Source organism: Paraburkholderia lebeckiae, from assembly GCF_050436325.1.
In the GTDB taxonomy this organism is placed as follows: Bacteria; Pseudomonadota; Gammaproteobacteria; order Burkholderiales; family Burkholderiaceae; genus Paraburkholderia; species Paraburkholderia tuberum.
In genome coordinates this window covers 1459235-1477619 of record NZ_JBNDLZ010000002.1, presented here as the reverse complement: position 1 = coordinate 1477619, position 18385 = coordinate 1459235, and the positions used below count along the sequence as shown (strand labels likewise).

Annotated in this window: 18 protein-coding genes and 1 pseudogene; 13 read left to right on the top strand and 6 right to left on the bottom strand. The window is 63.5% G+C overall.

Annotation, left to right across the window (positions count from 1 at the left end):
- Positions 1 to 18 precede the first annotated feature (18 nt).
- Genes OKW44_RS10005 through OKW44_RS09985 form a run of 5 tightly spaced genes read left to right on the top strand, consistent with a single transcriptional unit; the run spans position 19 to position 4306 of the window.
- Positions 19 to 1008 carry a phosphate acetyltransferase gene (locus OKW44_RS10005; protein ID WP_084754413.1) on the top strand — a complete coding sequence of 330 codons (990 nt, stop codon included), beginning with the start codon at positions 19 to 21 and terminating at the stop codon, positions 1006 to 1008.
- Positions 1009 to 1012: 4 nt separating this feature from the next.
- On the top strand, positions 1013 to 2188 hold the full coding sequence (locus OKW44_RS10000; RefSeq protein WP_018424543.1) for an acetate/propionate family kinase: 1176 nt from the start codon (positions 1013 to 1015) through the stop codon (positions 2186 to 2188).
- Positions 2189 to 2200: 12 nt separating this feature from the next.
- Entirely contained in the window at positions 2201 to 2989 is a 789-nt protein-coding gene (fabI, locus tag OKW44_RS09995; RefSeq protein WP_018424544.1) for an enoyl-ACP reductase FabI, read from the top strand.
- Positions 2990 to 3009: 20 nt separating this feature from the next.
- Positions 3010 to 3267: an RNA-binding protein gene (locus OKW44_RS09990; RefSeq protein WP_018424545.1), complete on the top strand. Its 258-nt coding sequence runs from the start codon at positions 3010 to 3012 to the stop codon at positions 3265 to 3267.
- Positions 3268 to 3286: 19 nt separating this feature from the next.
- The gene (locus OKW44_RS09985) at positions 3287 to 4306 is read left to right on the top strand and encodes a hypothetical protein (protein ID WP_018424546.1); all 1020 of its coding nucleotides are present in this window, start codon (positions 3287 to 3289) and stop codon (positions 4304 to 4306) included.
- A 15-nt stretch (positions 4307 to 4321) separates the two neighbouring features.
- On the opposite strand, the gene OKW44_RS09980 is transcribed toward OKW44_RS09985, so the two are convergent.
- Complete coding sequence (locus tag OKW44_RS09980; protein WP_018424547.1) at positions 4322 to 4909, bottom strand: hypothetical protein; 588 nt, start codon at positions 4907 to 4909, stop codon at positions 4322 to 4324.
- A gap of 18 nt (positions 4910 to 4927) precedes the next feature.
- The gene (locus OKW44_RS09975; protein ID WP_018424548.1) at positions 4928 to 5401 is read right to left on the bottom strand and encodes a glycine zipper family protein; all 474 of its coding nucleotides are present in this window, start codon (positions 5399 to 5401) and stop codon (positions 4928 to 4930) included.
- 330 nt (positions 5402 to 5731) lie between these two features.
- Here OKW44_RS09975 and OKW44_RS09970 point away from each other — a divergent pair, with 330 nt between their 5' ends.
- From OKW44_RS09970 to OKW44_RS09935, 8 genes and pseudogenes are all read left to right on the top strand, one after another.
- Complete coding sequence (locus OKW44_RS09970) at positions 5732 to 7240, top strand: DUF3300 domain-containing protein (RefSeq protein ID WP_018424549.1); 1509 nt, start codon at positions 5732 to 5734, stop codon at positions 7238 to 7240.
- A 9-nt stretch (positions 7241 to 7249) separates the two neighbouring features.
- Positions 7250 to 8209 carry a DUF2950 domain-containing protein gene (locus OKW44_RS09965; protein ID WP_018424550.1) on the top strand — a complete coding sequence of 320 codons (960 nt, stop codon included), beginning with the start codon at positions 7250 to 7252 and terminating at the stop codon, positions 8207 to 8209.
- An 82-nt stretch (positions 8210 to 8291) separates the two neighbouring features.
- Positions 8292 to 10043: a SulP family inorganic anion transporter gene (locus OKW44_RS09960; protein WP_018424551.1), complete on the top strand. Its 1752-nt coding sequence runs from the start codon at positions 8292 to 8294 to the stop codon at positions 10041 to 10043.
- A 16-nt stretch (positions 10044 to 10059) separates the two neighbouring features.
- Positions 10060 to 10455 (top strand): RT0821/Lpp0805 family surface protein, encoded by a 396-nt coding sequence (locus OKW44_RS09955; RefSeq protein WP_018424552.1) that lies wholly within the window; start codon positions 10060 to 10062, stop codon positions 10453 to 10455.
- A 415-nt stretch (positions 10456 to 10870) separates the two neighbouring features.
- Positions 10871 to 11149, top strand: a complete 279-nt coding sequence (locus OKW44_RS36985) for a DUF7736 domain-containing protein (RefSeq protein WP_162634099.1) — start codon at positions 10871 to 10873, stop codon at positions 11147 to 11149.
- 183 nt (positions 11150 to 11332) lie between these two features.
- A pseudogene (locus OKW44_RS36980) lies at positions 11333 to 11728 on the top strand (Rha family transcriptional regulator); the annotation flags it as partial.
- Positions 11729 to 11819: 91 nt separating this feature from the next.
- Entirely contained in the window at positions 11820 to 12014 is a 195-nt protein-coding gene (locus OKW44_RS09940) for a hypothetical protein (protein WP_429410913.1), read from the top strand.
- Positions 12015 to 12021: 7 nt separating this feature from the next.
- The gene (locus OKW44_RS09935) at positions 12022 to 12234 is read left to right on the top strand and encodes a hypothetical protein (protein ID WP_162634100.1); all 213 of its coding nucleotides are present in this window, start codon (positions 12022 to 12024) and stop codon (positions 12232 to 12234) included.
- A gap of 80 nt (positions 12235 to 12314) precedes the next feature.
- Here the strand turns inward: OKW44_RS09935 and OKW44_RS09930 are convergent, their stop codons facing one another.
- The 4 genes from OKW44_RS09930 to OKW44_RS09915 are packed head-to-tail and all read right to left on the bottom strand — an operon-like array spanning position 12315 to position 18152.
- Entirely contained in the window at positions 12315 to 13595 is a 1281-nt protein-coding gene (locus OKW44_RS09930) for an SEL1-like repeat protein (RefSeq protein WP_503129140.1), read from the bottom strand.
- Positions 13596 to 13598: 3 nt separating this feature from the next.
- Entirely contained in the window at positions 13599 to 15506 is a 1908-nt protein-coding gene (locus tag OKW44_RS09925) for a phospholipase D-like domain-containing protein (RefSeq protein WP_026226544.1), read from the bottom strand.
- Between the two features lie 2 nt (positions 15507 to 15508).
- Complete coding sequence (locus OKW44_RS09920; protein ID WP_018424557.1) at positions 15509 to 15667, bottom strand: hypothetical protein; 159 nt, start codon at positions 15665 to 15667, stop codon at positions 15509 to 15511.
- Positions 15636 to 18152: a type VI secretion system Vgr family protein gene (locus OKW44_RS09915; RefSeq protein ID WP_429410000.1), complete on the bottom strand. Its 2517-nt coding sequence runs from the start codon at positions 18150 to 18152 to the stop codon at positions 15636 to 15638. Before OKW44_RS09915 ends, OKW44_RS09920 begins: the two co-directional genes overlap by 32 nt.
- Positions 18153 to 18385: the final 233 nt, after the last annotated feature.

The following is an 18385-nucleotide window of genomic DNA, read 5'->3' as shown; positions in this document are numbered from 1 at the left end:
TGCGCCGTGCCCGTCAGCATGGCGTGCCACGCGTCACGAATCCAACGCACCGTACACACGAGGAACACGCAGATGGAAAAGCACGCGAAGTATCAGCGTCTGATCGATTTCTGCCGGACGCTGCCGGCGATGCCGACAGCGGTCGCGCATCCGTGCGACGAGAGTTCGCTCAATGGCGCGGTCGAAGCAGCCGGGATGGGACTGATCGCGCCGCTGCTGGTCGGGCCGCGCGCGCGCATCGAAGCGATTGCCGCCGAACACGGCATCGACATTTCGAACTTCACGATCGTCGATGCGCCGCATAGCCATGCCGCCGCGGCAGCAGCCGTGCAACTGGTGCGCGAAGGCAAGGCAGAGGCCCTGATGAAAGGCAGCCTGCATACGGACGAGCTGATGGCCGAGGTGATTCGCCGTGACACCGGCCTGCGCACCGAGCGGCGCATCAGCCATTGCTTCGTGATGGACGTGCCCGGGTACGAGAACGCGCTGATCATCACCGACGCCGCGATCAACATCTTGCCGACGCTCGAAGAGAAGGTCGACATCCTGCAGAACGCGATCGATCTCGGGCACGCGCTGAAACTTGACGAAGTCCGCGTGGCGATCCTGTCCGCGACCGAGAGCGTCAATCCGAAAATTCCATCGACGGTGGAAGCGGCGGCGCTGTGCAAGATGGTGGACCGCGGGCAGATCACCGGCGGGCTCGTCGACGGTCCGCTCGCACTCGACAACGCGATCAGCATTGAAGCCATGCGCATCAAGCAGATCGAGTCGCGGGTGGCCGGTCGCGCCAATGTATTGATGGTGCCGGACCTCGAGGCGGGCAACATGCTCGCGAAAAGCCTGTCGTTTCTCGCCGGCGCGGACGCGGCGGGCATCGTGCTCGGCGCGCGCGTGCCGATCATTCTGACGAGCCGCGCGGATTCGCTGTCGACGCGTCTCGCGTCGTGCGCGGTCGCCGCGCTGGTGGCCAAGGCACGGCGCGAGGCCGGCAAAGTGGTCGGGTGACGTCATGACGGATGTGATCCTCGTATTGAACGCAGGTTCGTCGAGCCTCAAGTTCAGCGCCTTCGACGCGCAACAAGCGCAACTCGAGCTCATTTTGCGCGGTCAGATCGAAGCGCTCTACACGAGCCCGCGTTTTCGCGTGACGGACCGCGACGGTAATGCCAGCTCGCACGAATGGGGCGATGGCCATCGGCTCGGCCATCAGGGCGCGATCGAATATCTGGGCGGTTTTTTGCGCGACCACGGCGGCGGCAATCAACTGAAGGCGGTCGGGCATCGCGTCGTGCACGGCGGGCAGCGCTTTGCCGGCCCCGTCCTCGCGACCTCCGAGGTGATCGACCAGCTGGACAGCCTGAGCCCGCTCGCGCCGCTGCATCAGCCGCATAACCTGACCCCGATCCGCATCCTCGCGCAGTTGCGTCCCGACCTTCCACAGGTCGCGTGCTTCGACACCACGTTTCATCGCACGCAGACCGAGACGGCGCAGGCCTATGCGCTGCCCCCGTCGATTACCGACCACGGCGTGCGGCGCTACGGTTTTCACGGGCTCTCGTACGAATACATCGCGAGCGTGCTGCCGGAGATCGCGCCGGCCGCGGCGGCGGGGCGCACCGTCGTCGCGCATCTGGGCAACGGCGCGAGCATGTGCGCGATGGTCGCGGGCAAGAGCGTGGCGAGCACGATGGGCTTCACGGCGGTGGAAGGCCTGCCGATGGGCACGCGTTGCGGCAGCCTCGACCCCGGCGTGATGCTCTATCTGCTCGACGAGCTGAAGATGGATACGCAGTCGATCGCGGACCTCATTTACAAGGGCTCGGGGCTGCTCGGCATGTCGGGCATCTCGGGCGATATGCGCGTGCTGCTCGACAGCGACGACCCGCGTGCCCGCTTTGCGATCGACGTCTACGCCTACCGGATCGGGCGCGAACTCGGCAGTCTCGCCGCGGCGATGCAAGGTCTCGACGCACTGGTGCTGACGGCCGGCATCGGCGAGCACGCCGTCGCGATCCGCGAGCGCATCGTGCGCGATGCCGCGTGGCTCGGCGCCGAACTCGACGAAGCGGCCAATCGGGCGGGCGGCCCGCTGATCACGCGCGCCTCGAGCAGGCTACCGGTCTGGGTCGTGCCCACCAACGAGGAACTGATGATCGCCCGCCATACGCGCGCTATCGCCCCATAGAGGAGTTTCACCATGTCTGTCGCTGTCGAGCAACCGAGTTTGATTCTGCGAGGAGCGAAGGCCCTCGTGACCGGCGTCGCCAACGAGCATTCGATTGCGTACGGATGCGCGAAGGCGTTTCACGACCTCGGCGCGAGCGTTGCGCTCACCTATGCGAACGCCAAGGCGGCTCCATACGTGGAACCGATCGCCAAAGCACTCGATGCCGAGATCTTCATGCCGCTCGACGTAACGGGCGAGGACGAAATGGAGGCCGTGTTCGACCGCATCGAGAAGACATGGGGAAGCCTCGATATTCTCGTTCACGCCGTTGCATGGGCGCCGAAAGCGGATCTGCAGGGCGGCTTGCTGCAATCGTCGCGCGAGGGCTTCCTGAGCGCGATGGACATCTCCTGCCATTCGTTCGTGCGGATGGCGCGCCTCGCCGCGCCGCTGATGAAAGACGGCGGCACCATGCTGACGATGAGCTACTACGGCGCGAACAAGGTCGTGCCGAACTACAACCTGATGGGCCCGGTCAAGGCGGCGCTCGAAGCCTGCGCGCGCTATCTGGCGTTCGAGCTGGGACCGAGGGGCATCCGCGTGCACGCGATTTCTCCCGGGCCGCTGCAGACCCGCGCCGCTTCGGGCCTGAAGGATTTCGAGCTGCTGCTCAACGAAGCGGTGCAGCGCGCGCCGCTCGGCGAACTCGTCGACATCATGGATGTCGGCTATACCTGTGCGTTTCTGGCCACGCCGTATGCCCGGCGGGTGTCCGGTTCTACCTTGTATATCGACGGCGGATTGAACATCGTGGCCTAGGATCTGGAGGAGTAAGCATCATGGCTGAACTGTTTCTTGGAAACGTCGAGGAAAGCGTCTCCGACGAAGAGATCGGCGAGTTCCTGATTCGCTACGGGTTCCCGCGCTTCAGCTCGATCCAGCGGGTGCACGGCACGGGCTCGCGGCCAGGCGCGGTGGTCGTCTTCGACGACGTGCCCGCGGACGGGCTGCGCATACTGCAAAACCGCGTCCATAACCTGTTCTGGAAGAACCACACGATCGTCGCGCAGCTGCTGCCGGAGCGCGACGAATCGTGACGGGCGACGGGAGCCGGGCATGGGTCTGCTGTCGCGGTGGCTGACCAGGCGCAACGCTTCCGAAGAGAGCGACGATCAGCAGACGAAGGAAATCGTCGAGCGGATCGTCGGGCTCTGTCCGTCGTTGCGGCTCGCGCGCAATTATGCGTCGCGCCTGCGGCCCGCCGTGCAACACGCGACCGCCTATCTGCTCCGGCTCGCCGATGAAGTGCCGCCGGCGCGCGAAGCGAGCGCGGCGGCATGGGCGACGGACCCGTATATCCACGCCTTTTTCGCCACACCCGACGACGTCTGCCCGGTCTTCAACCGCTCACACGAGCTGAACACGTTCTTCAGCGACCATCCCGCTGCCGACCAGGTATTCGCGGTGCTCGGCATGGCCATGGATGAGCGGCGTATTTTCGGCGTCGGACAATACGGCGAGACGACGCAAACCGATCTCGCGCAGACGACCATCAACTTCAGCGATCACCAGGTGCGCGTGTGCGGAGAATCCGAAGCCGCGTTGCGGCGCCAAATCATGTTGCGGATCGTGGATCAGCTCGTGCTCGAAGCCCTCGGCAAGATCGAGGCCGACACCTCGCGGCAGGACGAATTGCAACGCGAAAGGGCGCTGCTGAAAACGCGCCTGACGATTCTCGAACGGCAAGGGGCGGGCGTGCGCTCGCTGCTTGGTAGCGACGCGACGTCGAATTACGCGGAAGTGGCGAAGCTGCAGGCTCAGATCGAAGAGAACGATCAGGCTCTGGCGCAGTTGGGCCTGAAGACAGAGGCGCTGGAGCGGCATCTCGACGTGATGTGCGGTGTCCTGGGGGCGCCGGATGCGCATTTCTACGTGCGCAGGAGCACGTACCGGCTCGACCGTATGAACGTCGTTCAGGAAGAGGGAGATACGCGGCCCGCGCACGAAATCGAGTTTCGCCTTGCGCGTCTGCCGGCGAGTCCCAATGCGATACGGGTTTTCTCGACGGTGCGTTTTCGACGCGCGGACTTTACGCCTCCCCTCAGCGGCCTCGCGCAAGCGCACCGCCTGATCTGACGCGAGCCATGCTCGCTATTTGCCGGCGACCGGCTCCACGGAGATGGCCACGGCCTCGGTATAGACCGCTTGCATCTGGTCGCCTTTTTTGATCCGCTTGAGCTGTTCGGGATCCTGCACGATCAGATCCACCGTATTGCCTTGCGGGCCTTTTAGCGTGACCATGCCGCTCTGGTGATTGACCGCGATGACGTTAGCCATGATCGTGACTTCACGCGAGGCCGAGCCGCCGGGTTTCGCGCCCGCCGGTGTGCGAGCGAGCGTTTGCGTTTCGTTGGCGGTCAACGGCGCGTTGCCTTTTTTCAGCATGATGGTCAGAGCCTGCGAATACTCGGCCTTGACCACGTCGCCGACCTTGATCTGATCGAAGTTGCGCGCTTCCTCTCCGACCACGACCTGCACGACCCTGCCCTTCGGGTCCTTGAGCAAGACGGTGCGCGTTGCCGGCTCGATGCCGACGACCGTCGCGGTCGTTTTGACCGTGCCCGACACGGTGACTTTGCCGGGCTCGCTCTTGACCGTGACTGGTGCCTCCGTCTGAGCGAACCCCGTGTTCGCGAGACACACGAGCGCCGCCGCGATGATCAGTTTGCGTTTAATCATGCTGCTCTCCTTGCGCGATCAATTGACCGTGTAGCCCCGCCCTGACATGCATGCGGCGAAAGCGCGATTGAACGTGTCCATCGAGCCCTGCGTTTGCGACTGCGATTGTGCCGCGGCCGCGCGCCGGTTCTGCCGCGCGCGCGACCCGCCTACCATCGTGCCGGTCGCCGCGCCGATCGCCGCGCCCTTGCCGGCGTCGCCCGCAATCGCGCCGATGATCGCGCCGCCGGCCGCGCCGCGCGCGGCGCCCTGCACGCGCTCGCCGCCTCCCACCGCGGGGCCGGAAGGCGGGGGCGGGGCATTGGCGACCATGGTCGGGTCGATGCCGGTATTGCTCTTCGCCCACGAATAGCAGGCGCCTTCGTCCTGCTGCTGTTGCTGCGGGCTTTGCCCTCTGGCCGGATAGGCAATCGGCCTCGATTGCGCGAGGCCTTCCAGCGATAGCGACGCGCTCAACGCGGCGATAACGGCATATTTCGTCGACTTATTCACGACAGCTCCTTGCGTGGGCCCACGCGGGTGCGAGTCGCCGGCTGCCTGTTTGCTCAGGCGTGAGGGCGCAACCGGCACCCGTGAATGGGAATTCTGGTGGGACCGGTTGCCGCGCGGTGGATGCGCAGCAATGACAGGTTCGCTTTCATCATGGTGTCGCGGGCCTGTCGCGCGCAATCGGACCAAGGTCGTATTTTCAATATCGTCCATGGTTTCCAAACTGTATTCATGCAATAGGTGCAGGTCGTTTCCATTGCTTCGGACAACTGTCTGTCAAAGATCATGGCCATTTAGCCCGGGGCCGCTGACGAAGCGCAAGGGGAAGCATCGATGGACCGCGATTCGCGTGCTCGTACACGCATCATCCCGTTTGCAACGGCGCTCGACAGGCGCCGGCGCATGCCGACGCTCGACGACGAGGCGAAGCGCGCGCGACGCATCAGCCATGTGCTGGGCGCCGCGCTTCTGGCGTGCTGCGGCGCGTTCTCCACTACGGTGTCGCTGGCGCAGGCGCCGGCCGCGAACGCCCCGGCGAACGCGGCACCGAGCGCACCCGTTTCCGCGGCGACGCTCGACAAGCTCGTCGGACCGATCGCGCTATATCCGGACGACCTGGTCGCGATCATTCTTCCTGCCTCCACCTATCCCGTGGAAGTCGTGCAGGCCGATCGCTTTCTCGACCAGTACAAAAACAACAAGTCGCTGAAGCTCAACGACGCGTGGCACGATCCGGTGAAGGCGCTGCTGAATTACCCCGACATCGTCAAGAACATGAGCACCGATCTCGACTGGACGATTAATCTCGGCGAGGCCGTCGTTGCCGATCAGGGCGCGGTGCTCGAAGCGATTCAGCGCTTCCGGCGGCAAACGCAGTCGGCTGGGCATCTGAAATCCGACGACAAGCAGGTCGTGGTCGTCGAAAAGGAAGTGATCAAGATCCAGCCGGCCGATCCGCAGGTGATCTACGTGCCGCAGTACAACCCGCAGACCATCGTGGTGGCCAGTGCGCCCGTGACCTACGCCTACGCGCCCACGCCATATCCGGCCTACTACTATCCGTATGCGCCCGGCGCCGCGCTCGCGACAGGGCTGATCTGGGGCGCGGCGATTACCGCCGCCTGGAACGGCGGGCACTATCAAACGCATTACGGCGGCGGCGGCAACAACAACATCAACATCAACCGCGAAAGAAACGTCGAGCGCGGCGATAGAACTGTCGAGCGGGGCGATAGGAACGTCGAGCGCGGCAATATCAACACGGGCGACATCAACCGCGGCGGTGGTCGCGGGCAGGGAGGGGGCACCTCCGCGTGGACCTCGGACAAGAAGCCGGGCCAGGTCAGCGGTATCTCGGATCGCTCGGCGCGCACGCAACGGGTCGGCGATCCGCCGTCGCGCGGCGGCGGCGCGGGTGCAGGCGCGGGCGCGGGCGGTGGATTGGCGGGCGGCAACCGCGGCGGCGCGGGCGGCGGCGCAAACTTTGCAGGTGGCGGCGCGGGTGGCGGCGCCGGCGCAAACTTCGCAGGCGGCGGTGCTGGCGCGCAAGGGCGGCCGCAGCCGTCCCAGCGTCCGACGGCGTCGGCGGGCACACGCGACGTGAATCAGCGCGCGGCGCCTGCGGGCGGCGGCGATGCGTTCAGCGGCTACGGCTCGGCGCGCGACGCGCAAGCCAACAGCGCGCGCGGCGCGGCGAGCCGTCAATCGACGCGTGGCGGCGGTGGCGGTGGTGGCGGTGGTGGCGGCGGATTTTCCGGCGGTGGCGGCCGTGGCGGTGGCGGCGGCGGATTCTCGCCGCGGGCCGGTGGTGGCGGTGGCGGCCGCGGCGGCGGACGGCGATAAGGAGCAGCCATGAGCGGTCAAAGCATCACCGGAAAGCGCGCACGCGACGATTCGCGGCGACGTGTGGCCACATCGCGCCGGCTGTGCGCGATGGTGCTCGCGCTGTGGGTTCCGATGGCCGCGCTCGCCGCGGGGCAGCGCACTTTCGCCACCCCGGAAGACGCGGTCGCCGCGCTGTCCAGCGCACTGAAGACCGACGACGAGGCGTCGCTCGTGGCGATCTTCGGCGAAGCGCACAAGAGCCTCGTGGTATCGCCGGATCAGGCGGAGAACGAGGCGAACTGGGCCAAGGCGAGCAAGGAGCTCGACGCCTATCACGTGCTCGACGACAGGGGACCGAACCGGCGGATTCTGCTGGTCGGCGACGAGGCGTGGCCGATGCCGATACCGATCGTCAAAGAGGACGGCACCTGGCGCTTCGCCACCGAGCAGGGCGAAGAAGAACTGATCAATCGACGGATCGGCGCCAACGAACTCGAAGCGATCAAGGTGCTGCACGCTTATATCGACGCGCAGCGTCAATACGCGTCGCGCGACCGGAACCACGACGGCCTGCTCGAATACGCGCAGAAGCTGGCCAGCACACCCGGCAAGCAGGACGGTCTCTACTGGCGCTCCGACGAAAACAGCGACGAAGAAGAGAGTCCGTTCGGCCCGCTCGTCGCCGCGAGTTCCGAATATCTGAAAGGCCACGCGGCGGGCGATCCTTACCGGGGCTACCATTTCAACATCCTGACGCGGCAGGGCAAGAACGCGCCGGGCGGCGCGTTCAGCTACGTGATCAACGGCCACATGATCGCGGGTTTCGCGATGGTCGCTTATCCGGCGCAGTACGGCACGAGCGGCGTGATGACCTTCGTGGTCAGCAACAACGGCGTCATCTACCAGAAGGACCGTGGCGCGCACGCGCCGCCTGTGACCGAGTTCAATCCGGATCACACGTGGCAGCGCATCAAGGATTCGCTCTGAGCCGCTCCGGCTTGGCTGAGGCGATGGCCGTACAGTGCGCCCGTGCTTCCGTCAGGACCGCTTCCGTACTCGAGGCGCTACGTTGAACCATCCACCCAGCGTCACCGGCCGCGCCTCTTCCACGCCACCCGCGCGCGGGTGGCGCTCCGCGTTTCCTCCCGCGCAGTGGCTGCGAAGCTATCAGCCTCAATGGCTCGCGAAGGACGCGGTCGCCGGCGTGACGCTCGCGGCTTATGGCATTCCGGTATCGCTCGCCTATGCGTCGCTGGCCGGCTTGCCGCCGCAATACGGCATCTACGGCTATCTGGTCGGCGGCCTCTGTTATGCGCTGTTCGGTTCGTCGCGTCAGCTCGCGATCGGCCCGACCTCGGCGATCTCGATGCTCGTCGGCGTGACGCTCGTGCCGATGGCCGGGGGCGACCCGTCGCGCTGGGCTTCGATCGCGGCGCTCACGTCCGTGCTGATCGCGTGCATGTGCGTGATCGGCTGGCTGCTGCGCTTGAGTTCGCTCGTCAGCTTCATCAGCGAGACGATCCTGCTCGGCTTCAAGGCGGGCGCCGCGCTGACGATCGCGATGACCCAGCTGCCGAAGCTGTTCGGGGTGAAAGGCGGCGGCGAATTCTTCTTCGAACGGATCGCCGTGCTGTGGGGGCAGCTTCCGCTGACCAACCTCAGCGTGCTCAGTTTCGGCCTCGTTTGCATCGCGTTGCTGCTGCTCGGCGAAAAGTTTTTGCCGGGGCGTCCGGTGGCGCTCGCCGTCGTCGCTGCTTCGATCGTCGTGTTGTCGGTCACGCCGCTGGCCAGCCGTGGATTCACGCTCGTGGGCGCGCTGCCGCAGGGCTTGCCTGAATTTCGTCTGCCAGGGCTGCGGCTGCGCGATGTCGACGGCATCGTTCCGCTGGGGTTCGCGTGCCTGTTGCTGGCATACGTCGAGAGCGTTTCGGCCGCGCGCGCGCTCGCGCAGGCACATGGTTACGAGATCGACGCGCGCCAGGAATTGCTGGGTCTTGGCGCAGCCAATCTGGCCGCGGGATTGTTCCAGGCCTTCCCGGTTGCGGGAGGGCTTTCGCAATCGTCGGTCAACGACAAGGCCGGCGCGAAAAGCGCGCTTGCGCTGGTATTCGCGTCGCTCGCGATCGGCTTCTGTCTGATGTTCCTCACCGGACTGCTCGCGAATCTGCCCAACGTCGTGCTGGCGGCGATCGTGGTCGTGGCCGTGAAGGGCCTCGTCGACGTCGGCGAACTGCGTCATGTGTGGCGCGTGAGCCGCTTCGAATTCGCGATTTCGATGGTGGCGTTCGCGGCGGTGCTGTTATTGGGCATCCTGAAGGGCGTCATCGTCGCGGTGCTCGTGTCGATGCTGCTGATCATCCACCGCGCCGCGCATCCGCACATCGCGATGCTCGGGCGTATTCCCGGCACGCGCTATTTCTCGGATCTCGAACGTCATGCCGAAAACGAGACGATTGCGCATGTGCTGGCGGTGCGTGTCGAAGCGTCGTTGCTGTACTTCAACGTCGAGCACGTGCGCGAGACGATCTGGCGCATGATCCACGCCGCACCCGAACCGGTCCGGCTCGTGATTTGCGATCTGTCCGCATCGGCGGTCGTCGATCTGGCGGGCGCGCGCATGCTCGAAGCGATGCACGGCGCGCTGAAGGCCGCGGGTGCGGCGATGAGGGTCGTCGGCGCGCATGCGGACGTGCGCGACATGCTGCGCGCCGAGGGGCTCGAAGTTCGTGTCGGCCACATCGGCCGACGCGGCTCGGTGGCCGACGTCGTCGACGCATTCCAGCAAAACGGCGATCTCGCGGACGACGCGGATCGCGGATGAACTCGAGGAGAAACCCATGTCACGTCAATTTCGTCCTGGCGCAGGCGCGCTCACGGGGTGGCTCGCCGCGGCGCTGCTGGCCGGCCCCGTTTTGTGTCATGCATCGAACCTGAACTTTCTGAAAGACACGCCCATTACGTACATGCGCGACGCTGACCGTAAAGCGCTCAACAATGCGGCGCAAAAGGCACTCGACACAAAAAAGGATGGCGAATCGCTCGAGTGGAGCAATGCGGGGACTGGCAATCCCGTTTCGATCACGGGCACGGTGACGCCGCGGGATACGACGAAGGACGGCGATCGAACCTGCCGGACCGCGACGCTCGTCGCGGTCGCGAAAGGGCAGACCCAGAGCTGGACGCCGGTCGCCTGCAAAACCGGCAATGGGCCGTGGAAGGTTCTCAAGAGATGAGGACGCGCGCGTAATCAGTGCGTAAATTTCGTGAGACCAAGGTCGTATTGTTTTGCCTCGCCGGAAGAACCATTGTATCGACCGCAAGAGATCGATCCCGGAGGTCGGCTGACCTCTGGAGATAACCGGGCGGCCGCTACCCATTTACGACACACCCGCTCTCACGTCGGTGTCGACGGGCGAGCCGCAGACGAGGACGACGAGGGAATGGCTCGTTACTACGATACGACGATATCCTGAGATCGCGATATTCCTGTCGCACGGTATTGGTTATTGGATCGGCGGAAAAAGCTACAAGGGTTTCAGTCTCGGTGCAGTCACGGCGACGCTGCTAGCTAGCTACTGCCACTGTTGGCTAAAGTGCGTTCGCAGCTAGCCTTTCCTGAAAGGGGCATGCGATGACATACGACGAAGCATGCGCACTGTTCGAGGCGGGTTTCTGGCGTTCGATGACGCACTACGAGCGCGCGAGGTTCCAGCTATCGAGCCGTGCCTGTGCATGCCGTTCCCGGTGTTTCACGAGGCACTTGAAAAAGCGGTCGGTCGGCCTGTGTGGACTCACGAATTCGGATTGAATCTCGATGGGCTCAAGCGCGAAATGTTGGGCGCTGCACCCGCGCCCACCTTCGAAGAAATTGTCGCACTCGTACCGGTTGAGCATCGCATCATCATTCACACGGGAGAGCATCAATGATGCACACACGCTGCAGCCGCTAATGCGGGCACGGTGCCTGAAGATCGCGCAGCGCGCCGCGCCGCCATCCGCGCGGCCATCGAAGCGGACCCCGCGCAGACCAACACAGCCATCGCAAAGCGGTTTCGCGCCTCGCGCGACCTCGTGATCGAAGTGCGCAGGCAGCAGGCGGGGGCACTTGTGATGGGCCGCTATGAAAGCACGTGCCGGACGATTGCTGAATGCGCCGCAGTTGATGAAGTGAAGGATATACGGGACAAGGCCCGCGCCCTGGAGGTGTACACGCAGCAGGCAAAAAACAGGGAAGCCGAAGAACAGGCCCGTGAAGTCCGCCTGCGTGCCGAGCGCCGTGGTGGCGAAATCATGCTCACGCAAATCGTTCGCGAAGCGCAGCCGATGGCCGATTCGCGCGTCGTGGCGAAGATGTTCAGCAAGGAGCACAAACACGTGATGCGTGACATTCGCGACCTTATCGAACTTGGCCCGGAACAGCGTTCCAAGTTTGAACTGACATTCGACGCAGTACCCGAACCGAAAGGCGGCGCGCGAAGGGGCCCGTATTACGTCATGAATGAAGAAGGTTTCATGCGTCTCGTGATGCCTTTTACGGGTGCAGCGGCGTACGCCGTCCGAAAAGCGTTCTATTCGGGCCTTTCAGGAAATGCACGCGATGCTCGACGCGCAGCGCGAGGCGTTCGCCGAATGCATGCGCGACTGGGAACTGCGGGAGCGCGAATCGAAGCTGCGCGGCACGGTTGGTGCGCGCGCTCTCAATACCCGCAAGCGTGAAATTCCCGCGCTAGAGGTGGAGCATACCGATATTTTGCGCGCGGTCCAGCTCACGCTGAAACTCGACTACGCGTGAGGGAAACATGGCGACGATTCACGACTACGCGCACCGTTGCGGCTGGCCGAACTGCCCGCGCATGGTGCCGCTCGATCGGTGGGGATGTCGGGAGCACTGGCACGCGCTGCCCAATGGTTTGCGCGCGTGGACAGGGCGCACTTACCGGCAGGGCTTCGAAACCGGACAGCACCCAGTGCCGTCCTATCTCGACGCACACGGCCAGGTGCCAGCCATTTGATCCTGCGGGCGAGACGCAGGAACAGGCACGCACGAAGGAAAAACCCCGCCGAAGCGGGGCCGATGGGAACCGCGCGCGCACTACGCCTGGTCCAGGTAAGCCTTCAGGCTCCATTCCCTGTTGGTCTTGTGCGTGCGCATGCCGAGCAACCAGTCGAGGCCCGGAATGATGCGCGGGTCATTCAGGACAAGGTGTGGCATCGTCTCGCCCTTGCTGAACCGGCGCGTCGCTTCGGGATGGCGTTCATCGAAGGGCCGCACGCACCAGTAGCCATCGTGCGGACAGACCTCACCGGGGCGCACCTCCGTACCCAATGGAACACGCTCGGCCTTCGCGCTTTTGACGGGCGCGAGCGGCAGGCCCGTTGCGGGATCGAGATTCTTCTCGCGCGCAAGACGCTCGACCAGCTTGTCATCGGGTTTCTGCGGTGGCTTCGCGGCGTCCTGCTCCTTCTGCCACTGGAATGTGCCGTCCCACGGCGGCAGCTTCGCGGGCGGCAGCGGCACGATCTGGTCAATGTCCGGCACCTTGGGATTCAGGCCGTCGTGGTCATCAATAAACTTGCCGATCAACTCGTAACGGCGCGAACGTTCTGGATCGCGTGGAAGTGCTAAAAAGAAAAGCTGATTAGTAGGTAACGGGCCGTTAAAGCCTTCTTGTAAAGCTAACGCCGATTGTGTGTCGCCCGCCATTACACCCCTCTGGAATGCTTTAGCTGCCTCCGGATACAGCTTATTGGTCGAGAGGTCTATGCCGAGATAGTTGGCCGCCTTTCCATATCCCTGATCGGCCGCACACTCCATCATCTGCTGTGAAATGTCCGGGGCACGATCCTTGGGCGAAAGCAGGTCTCCCACGTAATACTGTCCTTCCGGGCTACCCAGATCCGCCGCCTTGCGATAGTAAATCTGCGCGTTCCTCTCGTCCTGCCTCACGCCATAGCCGAGTTCGAGGTAATGCCCCATGTCGTAGTAGCCGCCGGGAATGCTCGCTGCAATCAACCGCTCGGCCAGATCGATCGTTTCCGTGGCTGCATGGGGAGACGACGCCTGCCCCGTGGATACAAGCAGTTGCAGGTTATGGTTCGCCTTGTAATGCCCGTAAGCGGCGGCGACCCGGTAATAGCGGGCAGCAGCATTGAAATCCTTCGGGCCGGGTTTCTTTTCGAGGAATAGTGCGTATTTAAATAGCGTATCGGCCTGCGGGTCGAGCGGCGGCAGATGGTCCGCCTCGTGAGCGCAGGTAAAGGCCAGTTTCGCGCGCACGGCGCTCCATTCGGCTTGGGTTGGCATCGGGTTATCCTTGTTCGAACAGGCGCATAGTACGAGCGCCAGGCAGGTCACTACGGTGCGTGGCTTCATCGTTTAGTCCAGCCGCAGGCGACTCGCGCCTGTCCACATAAAGCCGACGAGTGATGCAATAGGAGCCAAGCCGTTTTTCTGGTTGTTGGAATTTCGGGAGATTATCTGCTCCCAATATTTACCGGCAGTTTGAGGATCATCCTGCGCCCCCTGTCCGTTCGTGTGGATATTCCACAGGTGCCTGCGCAGCGGCTGCGTCACGTCCATGCACTCGTGACAGATGTTCAGTTCGCTGTCTACCTCCATGCTGCGACGATTGACGTTGGCCGAGCCGTGGGTGACAAACACATCGTCAATAATCATGATCTTGCTGTGCACGTACACGTACTGCCAGCTTGTGCCAGGCGGCGAGTCCGGTGCAACCAGCGAGCAGACGTGAACCTTCAGGCCCGGAATGGTCTGCGGCAGGATCGCCTTGCCGCCGTTGATGCTGTCGTCGTACTGCTGTTGCAGTTCGGCCTCTTTGCCTTTCGCCGTGTCAATGGCGCGCTGCGCGTCGGCCTGCTGCTGCGGACCATTTGCATTTCGCATCTGCGTGTTCGCCGCCGTGACTGCTTTCCGGGCATCCAGCAAGGCGCCGCCCAGCGTGTCGTTCTCCTCCGCCCGTGCGATGGTCGGAATGGTGTCTGCGCGGCCCAGGCTGTTGAGCATGTCGTAGGTCGTTCCCGGCCCCTGGCCGATGCCGTCCTTGTTCGCGTTGGTCACAACGAACAGATGAACTGGCTTTGAGGGATCGCGCCCCCACTCGATCTGCGTTTTCACCGCGTCCTTGATCTGTGCCGCGAGGGCTGGCCAGCGGAAGTACTGGTTCTCGATGTAGATGAAATTCGTCGCGTTCCTGACCGTCTGGAGATAAAGCGCTTCAATGTTACGCACGCCCTCCTGAGACTGCGTGCGGCATATCTGTGCCATGACGCGTGCGCCAATCTCGTCGCGCGGTTGCAGCCTGTCCTTCAGCGCCTCGCGAGTGGCGAGTAAGTCTTCTTTTGCACTGCGCTCCCATGCGCGACAGAAATTGTCGTTCAGATATTCGAGAACCGGTCCCGCCACGATGGCCGACATGTCCTGTCGCGGCGTCTCACCGTTGCGCCCCAGGTTCGGCGCTTTCTTGACATGACTGTGCGCGTCGTCGTCCCAGTACGCGTCGAGCGTGTTATGCCCCATCACGAACCCAACGGCTACCTCCGGCGCCTCGTAGTCGATCAGCACCATTTTCTGGTGATGGGAAGGTTCCAGGCCATATGCAGCAACGGTCGCACGCGTCGGCCCGTCGCCACTCGCGCGCATGAGCCTTTCCCGATGCATGATCTCCTGACGGTCGTCCAGCGAGAAGTCACGCGTCACCAGTTCAATGCCGATATCCTTGAAAGACTGTGCACCGAACATCTGGTACGGGTCTTCCCTGAGTGCCGTATACATCTGCGACCCGGCTGGGGCAGCCCCTGAAGGCTTTCCGCCAGCAGGCAATCGGGCATTGTGATACCAGTTCCGGTCGTAGGCGATCTGCCGGGCGTCCTCGTTCTGCGTCATGAACCGCGCGCCTTCAGTCCACCCCGGCACCTCCTGCTCGCCGATCTGTGCGATCCAGGCCGAATCAAGCCAGCACAGGATGCGGACCTTGACGCCCGCTTTGGCCTTCTTGATGAGCAGATCGCCAATGCGCAGCGATTTGCCATCACGTTTGAAATACATCGACGGCTGGAGGCCCCAGCAGATGTAATCAATCGTCGCGGTCGCCTTGTCGATGGCGTCATAGAGCGCACCGAACGCGGCCTCGCCATTGACCAGCGGCGTGTAGTTGGCGGCCTGGGGGCGGTATTTTGTGTGCTGCACGAACCACGGCAGGGTAAAGACGGCACTGTGCGTCTGGGACAGGGCAATGGGTACGGTAATCGGGGATTGCTGGGTCATGGTCAGGCGTCCGTGTCCGGGTCAAGCCAGTTGTTGTAGTCCGCGCGGTGCCGGGCGCGATCGACCGCCCCCGCATCCGTGCCGCTCTGGCCTTCGTAAAAGTGAAAACCGCCATTGGCAAGCGCGCCGTTATCTGCGTCGCCCCGGTACTGTTCGGCCACGGGAATCGTGTAGCTTGCACCGTTGGCGAGCTTGAGCGTGTACTGCTGCGTGGTGGGATGATGGTCGGCCTGGATCAGCCCGGTTTTCGTCCATCACACCCTGCTTGACGAGCGTATTGCCTGCGTACAGGCTGTAGGGCATGTTGGCCGGAATCGCTTCCCGGGAGGCAGGCGACGCGCCCGCGTAGAACGTCAGGGGCGTGGTCGGCATACCGGAGAGCGCCGGATGGTTCAGGTCCAGCGGCATGTTCAGTGACGCCTTGCCCTGCTTCTGTACGGTGATGGTCCTGATGAACAGATCGAGCGGGCCGCCGAGTGTAATGCTGCCGTCCTTCATCTCGATAAACGCGCCGCCCGATCCGAACGTGAGTTCCTGCTTCGCGACGATACGCACCGTGCCGTTGACGCTCGACATGGTGAAGTCCTTGTCCGCAATAAGGGACATCGGGCCACCCTGGGCTTGCACCTCGACCGGCCCTTTGGCCGCGAAGATTTTTATCCCAAGCTTCTGCGCGAACAGCGACACGAGTTCACCCGCCGCGACCGTGAACCGCTTCAGCACGCTCCAGTCGGCGTTCTTCCCGGCCACGGTCGAAATACTGTCCTGCGCCGAAAACTGCACACCACCGCCCGCGACGATGCCCGCCGAAGCGGGCGTGCTCATCAGCAGCCCCGGCTTTTTCAGGCCGTCCAGATCGTCCTTCATCTGCTGCTGCGCGTCGGTGTCGGCAGGCTCGGCCTTCGCGCTTTGCGCCGAAGCGGCAAGCGCCTTTGCGGTCGCCAGCGCGCTTTCAAGCTGTGCGATGGTTTCCTCCATGTCGAGCTGCTTGCCGGTCGCGGCGGGGCGGTCGTAGGCCGTGAGCATCATGCCCTTGCCCGCGCGATTCACCCCGTAACCCGATGTTCTCGCCTCGTAGCCTTCACCCCTGTATTCGAGTTTGCTGTCAACCAGGTAGCCGAGATTCAGTTGCGACTTGCCCGAGTGTTCGGTGCTGAGCTTGACGCCTTCCTGGCCCTCCCAGTCTTCCATGCGCAGCTTGTTGTTCTTCTGCGTGCGGATCATGTTGCGCGACAGCCAGCGGCGATCGTTGGTGACGAGGTCGCGCGCCTGGCTGTGGTAATGGAAAGCCGTGATTTCCGGCTTGTCCGGGTCCCCGTCCCTGAAGGAAATCACGGCTTCGTCGTTATCCAGCGCGACGAAATGCATGCCGGTCTGAAGCTTGCCCGCGAACGGCTTGGCCAGGCGCAACGGCACGCTCTCGCCGCCCCTGGGCCAGGTGCCGAAGTCGGCATCGAGCCGAACCACGTAGTAGCCCGCGGCATTCAAATAGCCATAGGTGTATTTGTCCGGGCTGCAAATTCGGGCAGAAAGCGTTCCCGGAATTTTTGCCCAGGTTTCCGGCTTCAGTTCCAGCCGGAAACGCCGGTCGGCAGGGATCGCCTTGTAGCTGTTGGTGTAGGATGCGTCGCGCGCGCCGCTGTGCGTGACCTCGATCACGACCTGACCTTTGGGCGCATCGGGCAGCACGATATCCGTTTCGAGTACGCTCGCGCACTGCAATGCGAGCACGTTGCTCTCGCCCTCATACACGATCTGGCGGGCAATGGCCGCCTCGTGGCGGAGCTGCGCCTCCCACTTGGCCCCGGCCTGGTCCAGGTGGTTCGTGCCATAGAGGTACGGCTGGCCGTAGGTGGTCGGATCGGCAGGCGCGACATTCGCCGTGTCGCGCAAACGCTCCCAGGCGCCTTCCGGGTTGTAGTCTGCCACGATGAACGATTGCGGCACCGTCACGGTATGGGTCCTGATGACCGTGACGGCTTCCACCCCGTCCGCTTCGAGTCCCGCCGCCTCGCGGTACGGCACGATCCGTTGCGGCTCGTCGTAGCGGTAGTGGTCGATGTCATCGGCAAAAACGGTCATGCCGCCATGTTCCGTTTCCACGATATAGCTGTAGATGCCGGCCTTCTGCATCAGCATCTGGACATAGGCCAGATCATTCACCTGGTACTGGAAACGCCACGCGTGAACCGGATACTGGCGGCGCAGGCGGAACGCCATCAGGTGAGCCGGGATACCGTGCCGGCTCAGGATGGCCTGGATGATCTGCGGGGTCGTGAGGTGCTGGTAAGGCTGGGTGGTCGTGACGGCCTCGAGCCGTCCGAAGTGCGACTTCAGGATAACTTCGTACTTCGTGTAGTCCTTCGTGGTCTGCACCGTCGAGAAGCGCGCGATGAATCCCGAAAACTTCCGCACGGTCCCATCGTCGGCCACGATGCTGAAAACCGCATCACGGTTCAGGTAGTCGGCGCGCGCAAGCTGCTGCGGATGGGTCAACTCGATATGAACCTCGTTCGGTGCACCCATCTTCTCGGTGGCCTTGAACGACACGACCGAGAGCGCCGCTGCGCTGGCCGTGCCGGGGATCTCAAGGAAATGTGCCTGACGGCCGGTAATGCCCTGGCGCAGTGGGTCAAACTCTGCCATGCGTTGGTCCTTTAAAGCGCCAGCGGCGCGGGTTAGACGGCTACAGCGAATTGCCCGGATACAGCATTCCCAGCATCGAATCGTTCCCCAATTCCGTAGCGAATACAATCAGCTAACTGTGGGAAACAGTCACAGATCAATGCGTATTGGCTCGATTTAGCAAGAATTGACATTTAAAATTCCGCGCCAGCCCTATTCCCGACGCATATTTCTGCGGCGATGCACTGGTATCA